This is a genomic window from Bradyrhizobium embrapense, assembly GCF_001189235.2.
GTDB classification, from domain to species: Bacteria; Pseudomonadota; Alphaproteobacteria; order Rhizobiales; family Xanthobacteraceae; genus Bradyrhizobium; species Bradyrhizobium embrapense.
Map to the genome: position 1 here is coordinate 174,873 of NZ_LFIP02000011.1, position 17,388 is coordinate 192,260.

22 protein-coding genes and 2 pseudogenes are annotated in these 17,388 nt (G+C 61.0%); 16 read left to right on the top strand and 8 right to left on the bottom strand.

All coding sequences use genetic code 11. From position 1 onward, the window contains the following. Positions 1-18 precede the first annotated feature (18 nt). On the top strand, positions 19-363 hold the full coding sequence (locus tag AKN83_RS33385) for a DUF1236 domain-containing protein (protein WP_050401567.1): 345 nt from the start codon (positions 19-21) through the stop codon (positions 361-363). Between the two features lie 348 nt (positions 364-711). On the opposite strand, the gene AKN83_RS33390 is transcribed toward AKN83_RS33385, so the two are convergent. Beyond that, positions 712-1,131: a hypothetical protein gene (locus AKN83_RS33390; RefSeq protein WP_063695649.1), complete on the bottom strand. Its 420-nt coding sequence runs from the start codon at positions 1,129-1,131 to the stop codon at positions 712-714. 15 nt (positions 1,132-1,146) lie between these two features. On the opposite strand from AKN83_RS33390, the gene AKN83_RS40140 reads away from it, so the two are divergent. From AKN83_RS40140 to AKN83_RS33410, 6 genes and pseudogenes are all read left to right on the top strand, one after another. Further along, entirely contained in the window at positions 1,147-1,305 is a 159-nt protein-coding gene (locus tag AKN83_RS40140) for a hypothetical protein (RefSeq protein WP_157113681.1), read from the top strand. Positions 1,306-1,443: 138 nt separating this feature from the next. Then, positions 1,444-1,883: pseudogene (locus tag AKN83_RS41490) on the top strand (hypothetical protein). Positions 1,884-1,941: 58 nt separating this feature from the next. Continuing rightward, entirely contained in the window at positions 1,942-2,148 is a 207-nt protein-coding gene (locus tag AKN83_RS33400; RefSeq protein WP_050401568.1) for a hypothetical protein, read from the top strand. An 8-nt stretch (positions 2,149-2,156) separates the two neighbouring features. Then, on the top strand, positions 2,157-2,279 hold the full coding sequence (locus AKN83_RS41830) for a hypothetical protein (RefSeq protein ID WP_283807426.1): 123 nt from the start codon (positions 2,157-2,159) through the stop codon (positions 2,277-2,279). Between the two features lie 3 nt (positions 2,280-2,282). Then, positions 2,283-3,311, top strand: a complete 1,029-nt coding sequence (locus AKN83_RS33405) for a glycosyltransferase family 4 protein (protein ID WP_050401569.1) — start codon at positions 2,283-2,285, stop codon at positions 3,309-3,311. A 300-nt stretch (positions 3,312-3,611) separates the two neighbouring features. After that, positions 3,612-4,718: a DUF1236 domain-containing protein gene (locus tag AKN83_RS33410; RefSeq protein ID WP_050401570.1), complete on the top strand. Its 1,107-nt coding sequence runs from the start codon at positions 3,612-3,614 to the stop codon at positions 4,716-4,718. A 702-nt stretch (positions 4,719-5,420) separates the two neighbouring features. Here the strand turns inward: AKN83_RS33410 and AKN83_RS40145 are convergent. Then, positions 5,421-6,143: a hypothetical protein gene (locus tag AKN83_RS40145; protein WP_157113682.1), complete on the bottom strand. Its 723-nt coding sequence runs from the start codon at positions 6,141-6,143 to the stop codon at positions 5,421-5,423. Between the two features lie 189 nt (positions 6,144-6,332). Here AKN83_RS40145 and AKN83_RS33420 point away from each other — a divergent pair, with 189 nt between their 5' ends. After that, a complete protein-coding gene (locus AKN83_RS33420; protein ID WP_050401572.1) occupies positions 6,333-6,836 on the top strand; it encodes a YciE/YciF ferroxidase family protein in 504 nt (167 codons plus the stop codon). 284 nt (positions 6,837-7,120) lie between these two features. Here the strand turns inward: AKN83_RS33420 and AKN83_RS41935 are convergent, their stop codons facing one another. Beyond that, positions 7,121-7,270, bottom strand: coding sequence for a hypothetical protein (locus AKN83_RS41935; RefSeq protein WP_157113683.1), 150 nt, complete (start codon positions 7,268-7,270; stop codon positions 7,121-7,123). 79 nt (positions 7,271-7,349) lie between these two features. On the opposite strand from AKN83_RS41935, the gene AKN83_RS40155 reads away from it, so the two are divergent. From AKN83_RS40155 to AKN83_RS40160, 4 genes are all read left to right on the top strand, one after another. Further along, positions 7,350-7,532: a hypothetical protein gene (locus AKN83_RS40155; RefSeq protein ID WP_157113684.1), complete on the top strand. Its 183-nt coding sequence runs from the start codon at positions 7,350-7,352 to the stop codon at positions 7,530-7,532. 23 nt (positions 7,533-7,555) lie between these two features. Beyond that, positions 7,556-8,323 (top strand): meso-2,3-butanediol dehydrogenase, encoded by a 768-nt coding sequence (gene budC, locus AKN83_RS33430; RefSeq protein WP_050401573.1) that lies wholly within the window; start codon positions 7,556-7,558, stop codon positions 8,321-8,323. A gap of 103 nt (positions 8,324-8,426) precedes the next feature. Further along, positions 8,427-8,942, top strand: a complete 516-nt coding sequence (locus AKN83_RS33435; RefSeq protein ID WP_050401574.1) for an inorganic diphosphatase — start codon at positions 8,427-8,429, stop codon at positions 8,940-8,942. Between the two features lie 172 nt (positions 8,943-9,114). Further along, the gene (locus AKN83_RS40160; protein ID WP_157113685.1) at positions 9,115-9,537 is read left to right on the top strand and encodes a hypothetical protein; all 423 of its coding nucleotides are present in this window, start codon (positions 9,115-9,117) and stop codon (positions 9,535-9,537) included. Between the two features lie 479 nt (positions 9,538-10,016). On the opposite strand, the gene AKN83_RS33445 is transcribed toward AKN83_RS40160, so the two are convergent. The 4 genes from AKN83_RS33445 to AKN83_RS33460 form a co-directional block, all read right to left on the bottom strand. Further along, complete coding sequence (locus AKN83_RS33445) at positions 10,017-10,586, bottom strand: peptidase S14 (protein WP_050401576.1); 570 nt, start codon at positions 10,584-10,586, stop codon at positions 10,017-10,019. A 311-nt stretch (positions 10,587-10,897) separates the two neighbouring features. After that, positions 10,898-11,083: a hypothetical protein gene (locus AKN83_RS40170; protein ID WP_157113686.1), complete on the bottom strand. Its 186-nt coding sequence runs from the start codon at positions 11,081-11,083 to the stop codon at positions 10,898-10,900. Positions 11,084-11,783: 700 nt separating this feature from the next. Beyond that, entirely contained in the window at positions 11,784-12,008 is a 225-nt protein-coding gene (locus AKN83_RS33455; RefSeq protein WP_050401578.1) for a DUF3606 domain-containing protein, read from the bottom strand. Positions 12,009-12,171: 163 nt separating this feature from the next. After that, a complete protein-coding gene (locus tag AKN83_RS33460) occupies positions 12,172-12,393 on the bottom strand; it encodes a hypothetical protein (protein WP_050401579.1) in 222 nt (73 codons plus the stop codon). 173 nt (positions 12,394-12,566) lie between these two features. Here AKN83_RS33460 and ligD point away from each other — a divergent pair, with 173 nt between their 5' ends. Together ligD and AKN83_RS38930 are read left to right on the top strand one after the other, a co-directional pair. Next, on the top strand, positions 12,567-13,490 hold the full coding sequence (gene ligD / locus AKN83_RS33465) for a non-homologous end-joining DNA ligase (protein WP_050401580.1): 924 nt from the start codon (positions 12,567-12,569) through the stop codon (positions 13,488-13,490). 505 nt (positions 13,491-13,995) lie between these two features. Next, the gene (locus tag AKN83_RS38930) at positions 13,996-14,340 is read left to right on the top strand and encodes a hypothetical protein (RefSeq protein WP_083992347.1); all 345 of its coding nucleotides are present in this window, start codon (positions 13,996-13,998) and stop codon (positions 14,338-14,340) included. 220 nt (positions 14,341-14,560) lie between these two features. Here AKN83_RS38930 and AKN83_RS33475 read toward each other — a convergent pair whose 3' ends face one another. After that, a complete protein-coding gene (locus tag AKN83_RS33475) occupies positions 14,561-14,788 on the bottom strand; it encodes a hypothetical protein (protein WP_050401582.1) in 228 nt (75 codons plus the stop codon). A gap of 367 nt (positions 14,789-15,155) precedes the next feature. Here AKN83_RS33475 and AKN83_RS33480 point away from each other — a divergent pair. After that, positions 15,156-15,987 (top strand): annotated as a pseudogene (locus AKN83_RS33480) (thiamine pyrophosphate-requiring protein); the annotation flags it as partial. Further along, positions 15,978-16,448: a hypothetical protein gene (locus AKN83_RS41505; RefSeq protein WP_244522197.1), complete on the top strand. Its 471-nt coding sequence runs from the start codon at positions 15,978-15,980 to the stop codon at positions 16,446-16,448. The pseudogene AKN83_RS33480 and the gene AKN83_RS41505, both read left to right, overlap by 10 nt. Positions 16,449-17,388: the final 940 nt, after the last annotated feature.

Sequence of the window (17,388 nt, forward strand, 5' to 3'; positions counted from 1 at the left end):
CGGCGAGGAGAGAGAAAGATGAACAAGCTTCTACTGACAGCTGCGATGGTGGCGATGATTTCAACGGGCGCGATGGCGCAGTCCACCGTCACCACCACCACCGGCACCGGACATACTGCCGCCGTGCAGATCGAGCCGGAATACCGCACGAAGATCCGGTCTTACGTCACCGAACACAAGGTCCGTCCCGTGGAGACCCGCGAGAAGATCGTTGTCGGTCAGCCGGTGCCGCGCGAAGTCGAGCTCGAGGCGGTCCCTGCCGAGTGGGGTCCCTCGCTCACCAAGTACCGCTATGTCTACTCGGGCGAGCGCGTGATGCTGGTCGATCCGTCCACCCGAGAGGTCGTTCAGGAGATCGACTAGGCCCTCCATTAGCGGGTCGCTGTAGAAGCGGCCCGCCACTCCATTCCGGCCCCCGCCGATAGCTGATTTCTCATTTATTTTGTGTTCGTCCGCGGGTGCTGCTGAGCCATGGCTGCGATGCCTGCAGCATCTTGCGTCGAGACGAAGAGCGAGACGCCTGCGCGGCTCCGCAGCGGCCCGCGCATCCGAAGCGTTCGGCAAAGCTGCAGAAAAACTGCCTCCGACCGGCGTCTCGCCTTCGAGCGGACCGAGCCATTTGCTCGTGGATGGGGTGACGGAATTCTGCCTGCAAAGGCATCGGCCGCGCCTTCCATCGCGCCGCCGCGCTGCGTGCAGATCGACTAGCCGTCACCAGTGGCGGTAGTGGTGATGCCAGTGGTGCCGAATGACCGGATAAGAGCCGCGGTAATAGGCGTAGGCCGGGCGGACGACGCGACGATAGCGATAACCGTAGGAAGCGGGCGCCGTGTAGTAGGTCGTGGTGTAGCCGCCGCCCCAGCGATACGGCTCATCGTACCCGTAGTCGTAGGCGTACGGGCCGCCATAATAGCCGGCGCCGTAGTAGCCGGGGCCGCTGTAGTAACCGTAACCCGGTCCCCAGCCGTAAGCCGAAGAGGCGAGCCCGCCGATCACGGCACCGGCAACCAGGCCACCGGCGATCCCTGATCCCCATCCGCCTCGCCAGTGAGCTTCGGCAGGAGCCGTCGTGGCTACAGAGGCCAGACCGAGGGTGCCGACCATCAATGCCGATATTGCAAGCTTCTTCATCAAGGATATCCTTTCATGTTGCTCGAGCGCCCCGCCAACAACGGGAAAAAACGGCAATGGTTTCGCTCGGCGCCGACGCAGCTTAACTCGAGAACATCGAGCTTCCGCCACAACAGGAAGTTCAACGTTGCGTTCAGTGCCGCGCCGCGGAAGCGCTCCATGGCCATTGCCTGACGTGGCCGCGTTAACTTTGTTGAGTTCGGCGAGAATCGTCTTACACAGTCGGACTTCTGCGGGCGCCCGAAAAGAACCAGGTGGGACGCGAGGCCCTCAACGGCGTTCCGACAGGAGGCGATAGGCAGGGGAGGTGCGGTGAACTTCCAAGTCACTGTGCTCGAGATCCTGGTTAGTATCCCGAGGGGGTTCGCCGTCATGGCCGACCTCAAGCGCGATATGGCGATTCTGGCGACGAGGGGGCGACTGGGCCGAGCGGACTAAGCGCCTCGCCGCTCGCGCGCCCGAACTCGACATCCTCTCGCATGGTCGCGCTTCTGAAAGACGGATGGCACATCACTGAGAAGGGTCGTGCCGTGCTTGAGTTAATGCAGGTGGGACCGCCGAGATGCGGACGGAGAACGCCGCGCCTCGGCAAGCCGTCGGCTTCAGGCCCCACTTCGATGTCCCAGCTTCTTGCCGCCAAGCGCTCTGGCCGAAGCCGGCGCCTGCACCGTCGCCGTGCGGCACGCGACACGGCCGCCGAAGCGTGTTGGGTACGTATTCACCGACTCATTTTGGGTGATCGGGAAAAATAGGAAACTTTGCTGACGTCTTGAGTTACCAGAAGCTGGATCGGTCGCCGGGAGCGTGAAGATGGTCGACGGTGTCGTCTTGAAGAATGCCGCGGAGACCGCCTGGACAGTCTACCGGGCGCGCCACTCTGACGTCGGTCCGCAGGACAGCCGGCGCTGCCTTCTCGAACGCTACCTGCAAAGGAAAGGGGAAGAGCGAGAGAGCGATACCGAAGAACTCGCCGGCTTCGGGATTGCCTACCTGCACCGCCTCCCCGGAGACGGATGAAGACGAGCATGAAAATGCTCGTCATACGCGTAGCTCGGGGGAGCACAAGGCCCTTTGCGACGCTGCTCGCGATCGCCTTTCTCATCTCCGCGGTCGTCGTGATCGGCTTGCGGGTCGTCTTTGGTGACTGATCGATGCGGATCGCGCAGCTTGCTCCCTTGGCCGAGAGTGTTCCTCCAAGGTTGTATGGTGGCACGGAGCGGGTGATCGCATGGCTGGTGGATCAGCTGGCCGAACTCGGGCACGACGTCACCCTGTTCGCGAGTGGAGATTCGAGAACGAAGGGGAAGCTCCATGCTGTTTGGCCGCGCGCGTTGCGGTTGGGGCGGAAGGGCGTCGATCCAAATGCCGCCTGCGCTCTGCTGATTGAGGCCATCGCCGAGCGCGCAGGCGAATTCGATGTGATCCACTCGCATGTCGACTGGTTGCCTCTACCAGTCCTAGCTCGCTCGGGTGTGCCGTTTCTGACGACCATGCATGGGCGGCTCGATCTTCCCGGCTTGTCCGACGTCGTCGGCGCGTTTCCGCAGGCCCCATTCGTCTCCATTTCAGACAATCAACGCCAGCCCCTTCCGGGCGCGCACTGGATCGCGACGATTCCGCACGGACTACCCAAGGATCTGTTTTGGCCGTCTTACGAATCGGGTTCGTACCTGGCTTTTCTCGGGCGACTTACCGCGGAGAAAGGCCCAGAGGATGCAATACGCATCGCCCGCGCCGTCCGGATGCCGCTGCGGATTGCCGCCAAGATTCCCCGTGCGGAGACGGTCTACTTCAAAAAGAAGCTCGAGCATGAGATCGACGGAGAGAATATCATGCTGATCGGCGAGGTAGACGAAGTCCGCAAGCAACCGTTCCTCGCGGGTGCCGCCGCCTTGCTGTTCCCGATCAATTGGCCCGAGCCCTTCGGCCTGGTGATGATCGAGGCAATGGCGTGTGGGACGCCTGTGATCGCCTATCGCTCCGGATCGGTCCCGGAAATAGTGGAGGACGGAGTCACCGGCTTTATTGTGGACAGCGAGGAGCAGGCGATCGAAGCCGTCAAGGAAGCCGTGCGGCTGGACAGAAGAACGGTCCGCGCCCGCTTCGAGGATCGTTTTGTCGCCCGTCGCATGGCGAGGGAATACGAAAGCCGGTATCGCGAGCTGGTCGCACGCAGTTGACGCCGCTCGAAGAACTCGGTGCTGCTGCTCTCGCGCTCAAGTCCGACGGTCAGTCCGACGCTGTGGCGGAGAGGGAATGGCCAGCGGTCTTTGCCCGTTCGGCCCAGGCCAGAACTCCAGGTGCGTTAGCGGGCGGACGAGGGTTCTGTAGGTTAATGCGCGCTTGCCATTCCGCGAAGCAGCATCCCCGGCTCGCCGGAGAAAGTCCTAGCATCGATCTCGCGCAATTGCCGAAATTTCCCGATTCGGAACCGAACGCCACGCCGAGGGTTGATCGGCTTCCACATTAGGGAGATTCAGATGAACAAGCGTTTATTCTTGGCCACGACCGCTGCGGTCGCCATCGCGACTTCGGCGTTTGCGCAGTCTTCTCCAAACACGTCAAGCTCCAGTCCGTCCACGACGCAGCGTCAGCAGGATACATCGACCACGTCGCCCTCGACATCGACCACGTCACCCGGTTCGTCATCCGGACCCGCACCGACGAATCCTTCGTCGAATTCCGCCCAGACGCAGGCTCCGTCGACGAACGGTCAGACCGCGGCCGGCCAGTCGTCCAATTCCGGAAGCGGCACGAACACGACACAAGCGCCTGCCCCGAACAATTCGGCCAACCAGGCTCAGACCAATCCCTCCAACCAGGGCACAACACCCTCGAACCAGGCGCAGACCAATCCGCCATCAAGCACGAACAATCAGACGCAGAGCGCCAATCCGCCCGCGTCGAACACCAACCAGGCGCAGTCGCCGATGGGTAGCGGATCGACAAACGCCGCGCAGCAGCCAAACAATCAGCAAAACACTGCTGACCGTTCCTCGAACACCAACGTGAATGCCGCGGCGAACATCAACGACCAGCAGCGGACGCGCATCAGCACGTCGATCTCGCACCTAAACGTGCAGCCGCTCACCAGCGTGAACTTCTCGTTATCGGTGGGCACCGTCGTGCCGCGGGACGTCCACCTGCAGCCACTGCCCGCCGACGTCGTCGAGATCGTGCCCCAGTATCGAGGCTATAACTTCGTCCTGGTGAAAGACGAGATCGTGATCGTGGAGCCGTCCACCTACAAGATCGTGACGGTCCTGCCCTACTCCGGCCGCTCGACCGCGTCGGCGCCGGCGCGCACCGAGCAGCGTAGGGTAACGTTCAGCGACCGCGATCGCGAGGTCGTCCGCAAGCACGCCAAGGCGCGCCCGGTCGAACGCGAGAGTCGCACGACCGGCAGTACCGTCCGGACCGAGATGCGGACCGGCGAGCGCGTGCCGGAGGACGTTGAGATTGAGACCTTCCCGGACGAGGTCTATCGGGATGCTCCGAGCCTTCGCGAGTACCGGTACATCAACCGGGACAGCCGTACCTACATCGTCGAGCCCCACGAACGTCGCATCATCGAAGAGATCGACTGACTCGCGCAAAGGAGAACATGATGAAGACCGTCCTTCTAGTCTAGGAGCGCTCGGGGCCACGCTGTCGGCCTCTGCGGGTGCCGCCCAGTCGCGCCCGCGGCCATCGCGACGACCGAGGTTGGTGGCGCCAAGCAGATCCGTCTCTTCTGTGACGAGTATGGCCGTTGCTGCCGGACGCCGACCCGCGGCCCCCGCTACGTCCACCGCCGCTACGGCAGGGACGACGAGTATGTGGTTCGCCGAAGTCACGGCCACTATGGCCGCCCCCGGCTGCTACGTCCGCGGCTATGGCTACTACGGTGGTCCCCCGAGCATCGGCTTCAGCTTCGGCACCCGAAGCTGGTGAACTTGAGAAGGGGCCGCTCTCCGAGCGGCCCCTTCGATTCTATTCTGCTTTCGCGGAGCACTCGCCTCGCCTGCCCTCGGAAGTTCAGATCCGGCACATCCGCCATAAGCCCACGGTTGTTGGCTGTGTTGGGATTTTTCTTGACCTCCCGGTGCACACCCGTGCGTACGCCACTTTCTAAGCGCTGTGAAACTTGAACTCTCGCTCCAATCCGTCATGGGCAAGTTTGAGCCAGCTTCAGACAAACAACGGCCATTCCAGCAAACTATTGGAAGCGTCGGCGCCTGTGTTCGGAGCGGCGTTTGGATCGCCTGCCTCGTGGGCCAATTGACGAACGCAACCGGAGCGGCGACCTGCTACTTGCAGCCGCGGCAAATCGTGAGCTTGCCCTTTAGTTTGTCATCTTCCCTGGGATCGACCGATTGCTGCCCAGAGACACGATCCGCTTCTTGACCGCGCTTGGACTGCTTTGCCGCGCGCGACCTGACGGGTCGCGTCGTCCGGCTTGACGCGTCATTGTCGTCGACGGTGCCGACGCTAAAGCCATCGTAATCGGTGGCCGGCTTGGCCAATGGCGGCAGCCTGCCGATCGCCGGTGCTGGCGAAACATCGTCGGGCGCCGACGGCGTGTCCTTGACAGTGGCAGATGGTGGGGCGGATGCCAGTGGCGGCACATCTTTAGCGGCTCGGGCTGGAACCGAGCCCTTGGCGGTCTCCGCCGGCGGCGGAACGTCATCCATCGCCGGTGACGACCCAACATTGCTCTTTGCTGATGACGTCGGATGTTTGCCCGCCACCCGCGGCGGCGACACGCTCGGTGCCGCCATCGGCGGCCAAACGCTGTTGGTGGGGGCGGCGGCCGGAGGTGCCGTCCCCTGTCCACTTAACGGCGGCGGCGGAGCAAGCGAAAGTGGCGGGGCCAGCGACGTCTGACATCTCGCGCCGTCGTGGAACAAAACACCAGCGGCCAACAAGCCAAGGGCAAACAGCGCAGCGTTTTTCATTTGGCGTTTCGCAAATCGCTTTGACTGAAAGGAATGGATCGCGTGACTTGGCCACGTTTCGGCAAAAATATCCATGCCTGAGATGGCGGTCAAAATTGACGGAAATGGGGAGTCAACGGCGGAAACGAGCGCACTTCGGTCCGCTTGTGGTCTTTCGGCAACCCTCCTTATCAGCCCCTTGAATGGATTCGTCGCGAGTCCTTAGGAACGCGCATCGTCTGCGACCGTTGCTCCGCAAGCTCAGCTCAGAAAATGGAGTAAGCAATGGGACTCTTCACCAAAGACATCAAAACGCTGAATGACCTTTTCGTGCATACCCTGCGTGACATCTATTATGCGGAGCAGCAGATCATGAAAAACCTCCCAGACATGATCGAGAAGGCAAGCGACCGAGCTCTGAAGAAGGGATTTGAAACTCATCTCGCCGAGACGAAGAACCAGATCATGCGACTGGAACGAGTCTTCAAGATGCACGGCGTCGAGGCCAAAGGCGTGAACTGCCCTGCGATCGATGGCATTCTGGAAGAAGCCAGTGACGTAGCCGGCGATGTCGACGACAAGACGGTGCTGGATGCGGCACTTATCGCCGCAGCCCAGGCCGTCGAGCATTACGAGATCACCCGCTACGGATCGCTGATTGCGTGGGCCAAGAGGCTGGGCCGTAATGACTGCGCTGCCGTTCTGCAGGAAACCCTCGACGAGGAAAAAGCAACGGACAAGAAGCTGAACGATATGGCCGTGAGCGGCGTCAATCAACGCGCCGCCTAATTCATCACAGCCGCACAATCGGCTACCCATGATGACAGCCGGCCAACGGTACGGCCTGCATGTCGTGCGCAATCATTCGGAGCTTAGCGGGAATGAGCGTTAAGGACACTTTCGTAGGAACTGCCAAGCAATTCGTCGCCGAGATCGTAGGTGACGGAAGGCTTGCGAATGAGGGCTCGCGTCAAGCGGTCGGGAGGCGGCCGGAAACGGTCGACTTTGCAGACGATGTGGCAGGGGAAAGGCCGATGCTGCAACCCGATGAGCTGCCTGGTCCACCGGAGGTGCTACATCCGGATGAAAACCGGTTGACTGCTTTGCTCGGCCACGCCGCGCTGGCTGTTTGGGCGGACCTTCCGCGGGACGCGCAGGAACGCCTGTTCGCAGCAGCGGCAGCCGACGAAGAAATGGCAAACGCCCTTGCCTTGTTTCTGCATGATCGGCATCCGAGGACGGCGCACCCGCCCAGGCCGACACGGCTAGCGTAGGCCGGAACACGCCGCCGATGAGACACAGATGTCAGTCAAACCCGAAAAGCCGAAAATGACATCGCCGAAACCTTCGAAGGCGGAGCGCGGCAAGCGACGCGTTATCGTGGAGCACACTGGCAAGGCCGAAATGCAAGACCACGATCTTGTCCATGCCGAGGGTGGGACGGTCGGGCTCGGCGAAGGCGATGATCTCAACCTCGACGACTAGCCAATGACGCGAAGGATGACCGAATGACCAACCGTTTTGAAGGCAAAGTCGTGATCGTGACGGGCGCGGCGTCCGGCATCGGAGCAGCAACCGCGCGCCGCTTTGCGTCCGAAGGAGCGAGCATCGTGCTTGTTGACCGCGAGGAGATGAAACTCGCGGATGTCACGAAAGAACTTGGGTTCGGCCGCGCCCTTGCTCACACGGCAGACGTCTCTGACCCAGACGCCGTGGACGAGATGGTGGCGACCACGATCAAGTACTTCGGCCGGCTCGACGTCCTCGTGAACAACGCGGGCGTTCACGAAGGCGGAGACCCCAAGACCATTACGAACAATCAGTGGCGCAAGGTCATGGCCACCGACGTGGACGGTGTGTTTTTCGGCTGCCGCGCTGCGCTGCCCCATTTGGAGAAAACCAGGGGTTCGATAGTGAACACCGCCTCAGTGTCGGGGACCGGTGGTGACTGGGGCATGAGCCCGTATAACGCGGCGAAGGGCGCTGTGGTCAATCTTACGCGCGCTCTCGCCATGGATCTCGGTAAGAGAGGCGTGCGCGTCAATGCGGTTTGTCCATCCCTGACGCGGACCGGAATGACCGCCGACATGATGGACGACAAGGAACTGCTGGCGAGGTTCGCCGAGCGAATCCCGCTCGGCCGCGTCTGCGAACCAGAGGAGATCGCCTCCGTGATCGCTTTCCTCGCAAGCGACGATGCGAGCTTCATGACCGGCGCCAACGTGGCCGTCGATGGCGGCGTATCTGCCTCGAACGGCCAACCGCCGCAGCAGTAGCCGGTGTTGAGCACGACCCGCCCCCTGCCGGCTCCTCGAAGCCAAATGGCTGGGCCCGACGTCCTTCTAGGAACAATCCTCGTGTCGCCCCCGTTTTCTGGGAATGAACAAGCTCCTTTCACTGCCCGCTTGGGCCGACGACGAACGTGTGCATGCCATCGTCGAGACTCCGCGCGGGAGTACCTGCAAAATCGATTTCGACCCAGAGCTCGGCTTCTTCACCCTTTCCAAGCCTTTGATGTCCGGACTCAGCTATCCATACGATTGGGGCTTTATCCCGTCCACGAGAGCCCCAGACGGCGATCCGCTCGATGTTCTGATCATCCATGACGCACAGACTTACCCCGGCGTAGTCCTCAAATGCAGGCCGGTCGGCATCCTCGAGGTCGAGCAGAAGGCCCACGGTAAGAAGGAGCGTAACGACCGCATCTTCGCCGTGCCGGACCGCTCTCCGGCCGAAACAGAGCTCATGGATATCCGTCATCTCCCCTCTCGCGCATGCGATGAACTCGAACAGTTTTTTCGGGCCACGAACGCTCTGGAGAACAAGCAGCTGAAATTCCTAGGCTGGCGGGGGCCGAGACGTGCCGTCAAGACCATCAAGCGGCTGTCAAGGTAGCGCGCGAGCTCCGCAGTCTCCCAGGCGGAGAGCATGTCTGCCACGTCGAAATCAACCCCTCCGCTACTGATTAGACCTTAGTGGCCGTGGTGCGTGACGGTGCTGACTCTGAGCAGGTGCTCGTATCGGCCGAACTGCGGCTGAAGCAGCGGTACTCGGTCCGATTCGATTGGTGAGCGACACGATTTCATTGCAGCGTCTCCCGCCGAGCAACGGCTGGTTCGAGTACCACGAGAGCGGAACCTTCGTGAGGATGCTCAAGCCAGGCAGATCTCCTGGCCTGACAAGAAACGGCCCCAGCGAGGGGCCGACGTTGCAACGCCGCAAATTGCCACTGTTCCCGAACGAGAACGGCCCCAGCGAGGGCACTAGCTGGGGCCGTGAGGTGACGCCTGAGGGGTGGCCAGCGTCACCAGATGAAGAGACAGATCACGCCGACGACAAGCGCGACCGACGCACCAGCCGCCAGTCCAATGACGCTGCACTCCACACCGTCGATGTGATCGAATTTGAACATGCAGGCCAGTCTGAGGTTGGATGGTGGTTCGCGCATTTGCTTTTGAATGGCAGCAAGGCGACTTGTTGCTCTGTGTAATCGCGGGGATTTCCCGGTCGGCCCAGACTGCCCGCATGTCACCATTTGAAACGATGCAACTTGCCGAAGTAAGCAATGGCCGGATGGTCGGACCGGTCGAGCCGGACGCGCCTCCATGAGGCTGCCGATAGCTGGAGGAAGGGTTGCTTGTCAGATCGAGGCTCTTGAACGATCTTCCGTCTACCGGATGATCCGCCGTGCTTCGCATCCGCACTCCGAGCCGGCTCTTTGAGCGGAGCGCGCGGCGAAGCAAGGCGTTGGCGCTTAGCAGCCATGAAGCTACTAACAGAGTATATTGAGCACGCTTTGCAATTTGAGCGCCTCGCCGCCGGCGAGAGTGATCTCAGGCTGAAAGCGCAATTCATGCAGCAGGCGAAGGACTATCGGAAGTTGGCGGCCGATCGGGCCAAGCGCTACGGGCTTCCGCCACCGAGCCCTCCGTCTGAGGCTGAATAAGTCTTGTTGGATCCTTTCCGGCGTTACAGAACCGTCTCGATCAGACCCAACGTCCTCGCCTCCTGCGCCTCCAAATACCAGTTTGACGTCGCCTTCTGCATGACCTCATCGATGGTTACGTTCGATCCCAGGATTAGATTTTGAAAGCCCTCGTTCTGTATGGCGATCGAGCATTCGATTTCGTTGAGCGTCGCTCTCACAACCGCAATGCATGTCGTTAAAGGGCCATCGATCACCAAGCTCTTCGAAAGCTTGCGTTCATGGATCATCAGTCGCGTGCCGCGCGCGACGTATCTGTTCGGCCGCGCAAAGAAGCTCATGAACGTAACGCCCGCCGAATAAATCACAGCCTTACCGAGGAATACAAAGCGACGTTGCGGCTCCGTTTCGCTCGCGAACCGCACGTCCTCCCCCATCATTCGGGCGACCTCGGGGTCCCCACCCAAGGTCGACAGCTCGATCACGACAAGGTCTTTGCCGGCCGCGTTGTCGAACTGCGTTCGAAAGGCGGTGTACATGTTATAGTCGACAATGCCAGAGAGGCTAATCGCCGGCGATTTGAAGGCAGTCGCCGGTAGCGTTGCGAGTTGCATCTAATATCCTTTCGCGGCTTCAGTTCTCTGACTACCCGCAGATGCCGTACCGGTTCCCGATCGGCCTACGCACCGAGCGGACTGGCTTTAGGAATCTGAAATTACTCCCGGGATTTCATCACGGAACAATCATGCCAGCAGGATCGTGGTCCGCTGAAGAAGAGAAAGGAGCTATTGCAATTGATCCGGGAGACCGGGATGACATGGCGCGGGATCGCCCAGAAGCTCGGCCGTACCGAGGCGGCGGTCAGCGCCCGGCTGACCATCATCCGAAAGCGGAGTATCGGGACCTATGACGCTGAAGGGTTCAGCTAGTCGCGCCGATTGTTCAGTTTCTTTTCCACTTCCTGCGAAGCCGCGATGGCTGCTTCGCTCGCAGCCAGGACGCGATAACCGTGCTCCATCCGCTCAAGAAAATAGCGAGTGAACGTGTCGTCGGCCGTCTCTTTGGCCCGCCGGTAGTGTCCAGCCCTCACCAGGTAATCGTCCGCGCTCATGACTGGAAAATCCATCAGCGTCCGGAGCGTTCCAGGGCGCCGGAGGGACAGCGCCCTAGCGGACCGCCCCGCTAACCGTCTCTTCCCATGCGCGATCGGTCGATGCCAGCTCAGGTCGCCTAAAGAAAACGACCCCAGCATCCGGATCATGCTGGGGCCAATCTGGATCGCTGACCGCTGTCACGTAGCAGCAGCAGCCGTCGTTTAGGGCTGAAAAAATACGAAATGAAAATCACCTGCCCTGCGGCGTTACCATCGCGTAGCCCGGCCGCTGCAAAAATAACCCGTGTGAATCTGCTTCCAGATTTTCTCAATACACGTGGAGAAGCCGGAATTTTGTTCCTTTCGCGGAACCATACCGCCTACCTCGGCAGTATCGTCGTCTTTTACCCCTGCGGCTGAGGACCCGTAGTCAATCCCATGACCAAATCGGTTTTGGACAACCGACGCGTCGAGGAGTTGCTGCGTGCGATGCGCGAGGAGCTCACGCAAGGCCTGTTGCTCCTGGGCGGCTGCTGGACACCGGAAATGATGCGAGCGCTGGATTACTCTCCGCCGAACGCGCAGCGGTGCAAAAACGGGAAGCATGAAACGGCCGCGAAAGCTACATATGGTCTGAGCCTCTCAACCATTTTCGTTCAATCGACTGATCAACAAAAGGGCTGCTCCGCCCTAAGGTCAGAGAGCTGGCTGCCAACGTTCACCGCGGCGGCCGCGTTCCTAACGATTTCTTCATTGTTGATCCCAGCCGCTGCTCAACCCGCTTGCGGCTGTTGCCGACCTTCTTGACCGCCTTCTTCACGGACCCCGCAGACTTGCCGGCCTTCCGCGCCTCGTAGCGGACCTCATGGCCCTGGCCACTGGCGACGCGTGCCCTGTCCTGCTTGCGGCCACGCGCCGTCTGTTTTTTCGCTTTCTTCGCCATTCTGGCATCCCTCATCCGCCGCATTTTCTTGCGGCAAATCCGGGAACAGTGATTCACCGGACTTGGTTCCTAACCTGCATAGGGGCATAACCCTGGCTCGGCAACGTTCGGATCGTCCCTTGCTGGCAAGGCCTTGGTGGGTCGAGCCGGTTCGCGGATTCTGTTAGCGCCGCCGCGCGACCCAGATCCCGACCAGGAAGGCGACGAAGAGCGACTGCAAAGGCGCCTTCCTGGTAACCTCACGTAGCTGCTCGCCCCAGCGCAGCGCGAAGCCGTGCGAAGGCTGCTGGGGTTCACGACGGGGCGCTTTGGAAGTCCGACCAATGTCCTCCTGCTCGATCAGCCCCGAGGCTTCCGTTATCGCCGAGGCTTCTTTCATATCCATGCGGCTCTCCTATCACACGGGCGGGCCGACTTCCGCCGCGGCTTGGTGGTCAGCTTCTTCGCTGTCTTTGCCATCGGGCAAAACGCAAGATGAGATCACCAGTTCCAATTGCCCACTGGAACGTTGGCGACCACGCCCGTTTGAATCAGCTCATTATTTTGTGGATTTGCGTTGTGGCGTTTCAGCGGAGGAAGCCGGAGGCGATCGGAGCGAAGGCGCTCTTCCTAGGCTTCGTCGCGCCCGCGCTGGCGACGCCGATCGACAAGGTGCCGAGCGGCGCCCGCTGGATCCACGAGATCAAGTTCGACGGCTACAGGGTGCAAGTGCACCTCGCCGACGAGGAGATGAAGATATTCACCCGGCGCGGGCACGACTGGACCAAACGATTCAAAAAGATCGCCGACGATACCTGGCACATCTCGGCGGCATCGGCGATCATCGACGGCGAGATTGTTGCGCCGGCTGCCGACGGCACCACCGAGTTTTCGGTGCTACAGAACGAGCTGCGCGACCACTCGACCAAGATCGTGCTGGTGGCCTTCGATCTGCTCTATCTCAACGGCCGCGACCTGCGGAAGCTTCCCTTGAAGCATCGCAAGGCCGCGCTGAAGAAGCTCGTCGCCGGCTCCGCCATCCAATTTAGCGAAGGCTTCGAGATCGACGGCGCCGAGATGCTCGCCCATACGTGCAGGCTCGGCTGTGAGGGCGTCGTATCGAAGATCGCCGACAGTGTCTACCCGATAGGCGACCGCAGCCGCGACTGGGTGAAGAAGACCTGCGCTCAGCGTGAGACGCTGACCATCGCCGGCGTTGCTCTTGATGGCAACGACTGGGACGGCATCTATGTCGGCCAGCGCGAGGGCGACGCGCTGATCTACGCCGGCAAAGTCGACCACGGCTTTGACAAGGCCTCGGCCACCGACCTTCGACAGCGCCTGACGCCGCTAATACGCAAGACGCAGCCCTACACCGAGCCCAACAGGCACGAAGGGATCTGGGTCGAGCCGAAGCTGCTCGCCAAGATCAAGTACCGGGCCAAATCCGCCGAGGGGAAGGTGCGACATCCTTTCTTTTGCGGCCTAAGGGAAGACCTATGAGCTCACCGCGCTGCACCGTTTGCGACGGCCGCTGGGTCTGCTAGAATCACCCGGATCAGCCTTGGACCGGACACCTGCGGTGGTGCCGGCGCGCGATGCCCGCGGTGCAACAAGCCCGAGGATGGCGAGATTCCGGAAACGCCGCCACATTTCAGTCCTGACGGACATGAAGTTGCGGCAATACCGGTCGCCCCCTGCGACTGATCAAGGTCAAGAACCGAAAGCACCCGGCGGAACACCGGGTGAAGAATGCCTTGCCGCGATCGCCAGGTCAGTAGGTCTTCTCCACGAAGGCTCCGCCCCTCAAGGAGGGCGCATGGTCACGGATTCGGAGGAGGAGTTATCCAACTCAGCGATTTGTCCTTCGATGTCTTTGATTTCTCTTACACGTAAAATCCGCAGGGCGTCGTCGGTGAAACGCTCAGAGAACCACAAGACCTAGCTGGAACTCCTCGATTCCCCAAAACGTTTGCGAGGCAGGCTCGAATGTTGGGATCGCGAAGACATGAAATGGATTCTAGTCGTATTGGTTGGTGGCGTAGCGCCGGTTCAAACCGATCTGGTGTTCGAGAAGCTCTCCGATTGCCTGACCGCTGAGGAGCAGTTGCAACAGACTTATGCGAACGCCTACAGCGCCTTGAGTCAACGCTCGACGATGGATGACGGCGAATTCGACAGGCGCCGTGGACGCCACCACCGCCGAGCTCGAGAAGAAGCCGCCGGAAAACTTGCGAATGCCGGGACCTGCATTCCGCATAATGGCACGGATCAGCCAATCACCTCTCTGGTTCAACCAACGCCGACGCCTCAGCAACCCTCGCCCGCACCTTCGCCAAGCCCAAAGCCATAGAGCCAGCTCTTACATGTCATGTCAAAACCGGCGCCCGAGCTGCAGCAACGCTTTTTTTGCACCGAAACGGCCCGTCCATTCAGGACGAGCCGCGTCTGATCGAATAGGATCAGTGCATGTGAACTAACCAATACCCAGCACCGCCAACAACGATAAGCGTGGGGATCCCCCACAACAAGATTACGGGCATTCCTAAGTCTCCACTATAAGCGAGAAGGGCTTACTGCTCGGTGCAGACCTTCGTGGTCTTCACCGCGGATTCAGCTTCCGTCTTCGTCTTGTAAACGCCGTCGCCCACCACTGTCGTGGTTGTGGTTGTCGGCTTGCTGTCGACCACAGTGCACTTCTTGGTGCTGGCGTCGCGTACGATATAGAACTCAGCTGCGCTAGCGGCCTGCGTAGCAAATGCGAACGCTGCGAGGGCACCGCATACAATGAGCTTCTTCATTTCATGTCTCCTCCAATGGACTTCAAAGTAGCCATTGCCAACAACAACTTGGGTGGGAGGTTCCTATTTTTCCCGATTGATATGACGCGGTTAAACGGCATCGTGGCCGTCTCGAGCTGCGGCCCGCTAGCGGTATCGCTCCCACGGTGCGGTCCCCGGCCCCTTGATCGTAGTGGAAGTACATCCGGCCGAAGCCGTCCGCGCCGTGCGAGGACTAATCGTGTTCCGACCCGAGCCCGATGTTGCGGCCATTGCTCGATCGCTTTTCGTGCTACCAGCTGAGAGCATCGCGGCGCGCTTCTGTGGCCTCAGCGTTGAAGCGCAGGATCCTGCTTCACGGGGCAATTCGAATGGCGCAGCTCGACGCGACCTGGTCTCGATGTTGAAGGATATGGCGAGTGCCTGTGTCGCCCAGCCCTCCTCGCCAGCGCAAGTCCGTCATTTGACCGATCGTGCCGCCCGGATCGCGCTCGCCCGGCGTACCGTGACTGCCGTCGTTCTCCCGAACGACCTCCAGGAGAAGGATTGCGAAGACCCGCCGCGCGCCCACAGCACACTACGCTCCGGTATCGGCTACACCCCGCTCCGTATCGTTCCGCACGAAGCCGAACTCGACCGTGCCGCAGATATCCTCAACGCCGGCATAAGATTGCCATGCTGGTCGGAGCCGGCGCACTTGGCGCGACCGACGAGGTCATCGCGGTTGCAGACCGACTATCTGCCGGCTGCGCCAAGGCGCTGCTTGGCAAAGCCGTGCTGCCAGATGACCTTCCCTGGGTGACCGGCTTAATTGGCCTGCTCGGCACCGAGCCGAGCTACGACCTGATGACGCAGTGCGACACGCTGCTGATGGTCGGCTCGGCTTTTCCATACTCGGAATTCCTGCCCAAGGAAGGCCGCGCCCACGGTGTCCAAATCGACATCGATGCCGGCATGTTGTCGATCCGCTTCCCGATGGAGGTCGGCCTTGTCGGGGACGCCACCGAGACGCTGCGCGCCCTGCTGCCGCGGCTAAAGCAGAAGGCCCCAGACGGCTGGCGCAAGTCGATCGAAGGCAAGGTCCGCGAATGGTGGACCACGCTCGAGGATCGGGCACGGCAGCGGGCCAATCAGTCAATCCACAGCGCGTCTCCTGGGAGCTCCCACCTCGGATTCCTGAACCAGCCATCGTCACCAGCGACTCCGGGCCGTGCGCCAACTGCTTGCCATTCAGATCCATGAGCCGCTTCATTGGCGTTTGCTTGAATGGCTCACGATCAACGCAAACCGTGGCGCGATTGGCTGGGGTTCTGCCGGGCGGGTATCATCAGGCCCTTGCCAGCAACTGCCGCCGGTAGCGAAGCCCATCAAAGGTCAGCTTCGATTCGCTCGCCTCGCCCTGAGCGACCTCCGCCTCGAGAAATGTCTCAAGGTCGGGCAACGCACGACGAGCATTGCCGGTTTTTCCCGATCCAAGGAACGAACTGATTCCTGCCACGTTCACGGATCGAAACAAATGCGGAGTGTGGCTGCGATGGGCGCTGGTGATCAGCTTGCATGCTTGTCCGTGGTGGCATTTTTCTCTCTAGCCCTGATCGTGACGTCCGGCCTATTCGTGGAATCAAGAGCCATGAAGAACTTCACGTTGCCGGCCGCCCAGCAGGTCCGGGCGCCGCTCTAGCAGCGAGACCTTCGACTGCCATCATCCCTGCTGTCCGTAAACGTCTGACCCGGCGCCGCTTCAGGTGATGCGGCTAGCCGGGTGCCACATCGCACCGTTCGACGCGACATTCTGCGCTAGAGCTCGTAGGCAAACGTCAGCTCCGGCGCAGCCGAGGAACCGCGCCGGAGCCCTTTTGGGGGAAGTTGATTGTGTGCCTTAGCACTGGCCATCAACCGCGGCAGAGGCCGACAGTTCCCAGCCTGGTTGCATGTTTCTCCCGAAAACCAGGCCCAGCCTTGACTCCGGAGTGTTGGCGCACGGGCAATGGTTTCGACGTTAGGAGACAACCCGAGGCTGATTGGCAAAACGGCCGCCGGCGTCGTTCTTGGTGCGGGCTTCCTGGCTGCTTCCGCGATGAGCGCATCGGCTGCGATCGTATGCTCTGGGCAAGTGTGCTGGCACACCCACGAGGTTTTCGATTATCCAAGAGACTCCGGCGTCTTTGTCCATGAAGACAATTGGCGTTGGGGACCGCACGAGCGGTTCACTTTCCGTGAGCACGAGGGTCGGGGTTATTGGCGCGGGGACACGGGGACCACCTGGCAGTTCGCGCCCCAACCATGCGAAGAGGCCGCCAGTTGGCGGCCTCCTTTTTGCGAAAGAGATGTCGGGAACGATTGCCGTTTTTTCCCGTTAGTCGGCGCCGGTGCCGATATGCGGTCCGACATTGCGGTGACGGTTTGATGCCTCTGTTTCGATACTTTCTGTTTACAGGCGCGCTGCTGCTTGGATTGCTGTTTGTCGCGGATTGGTACTTTCCGGCACCGCCGGCTGCCGTTGCCCGCAACCACATCGACCGCGCAACGATCCGCATTCACTCCCGGCACCAATGGCCGGAAGCGATACGAATGGATACAAGCGCTTCGCTCGTCACCGCCTCACCCGCGCCCTCGGCTCC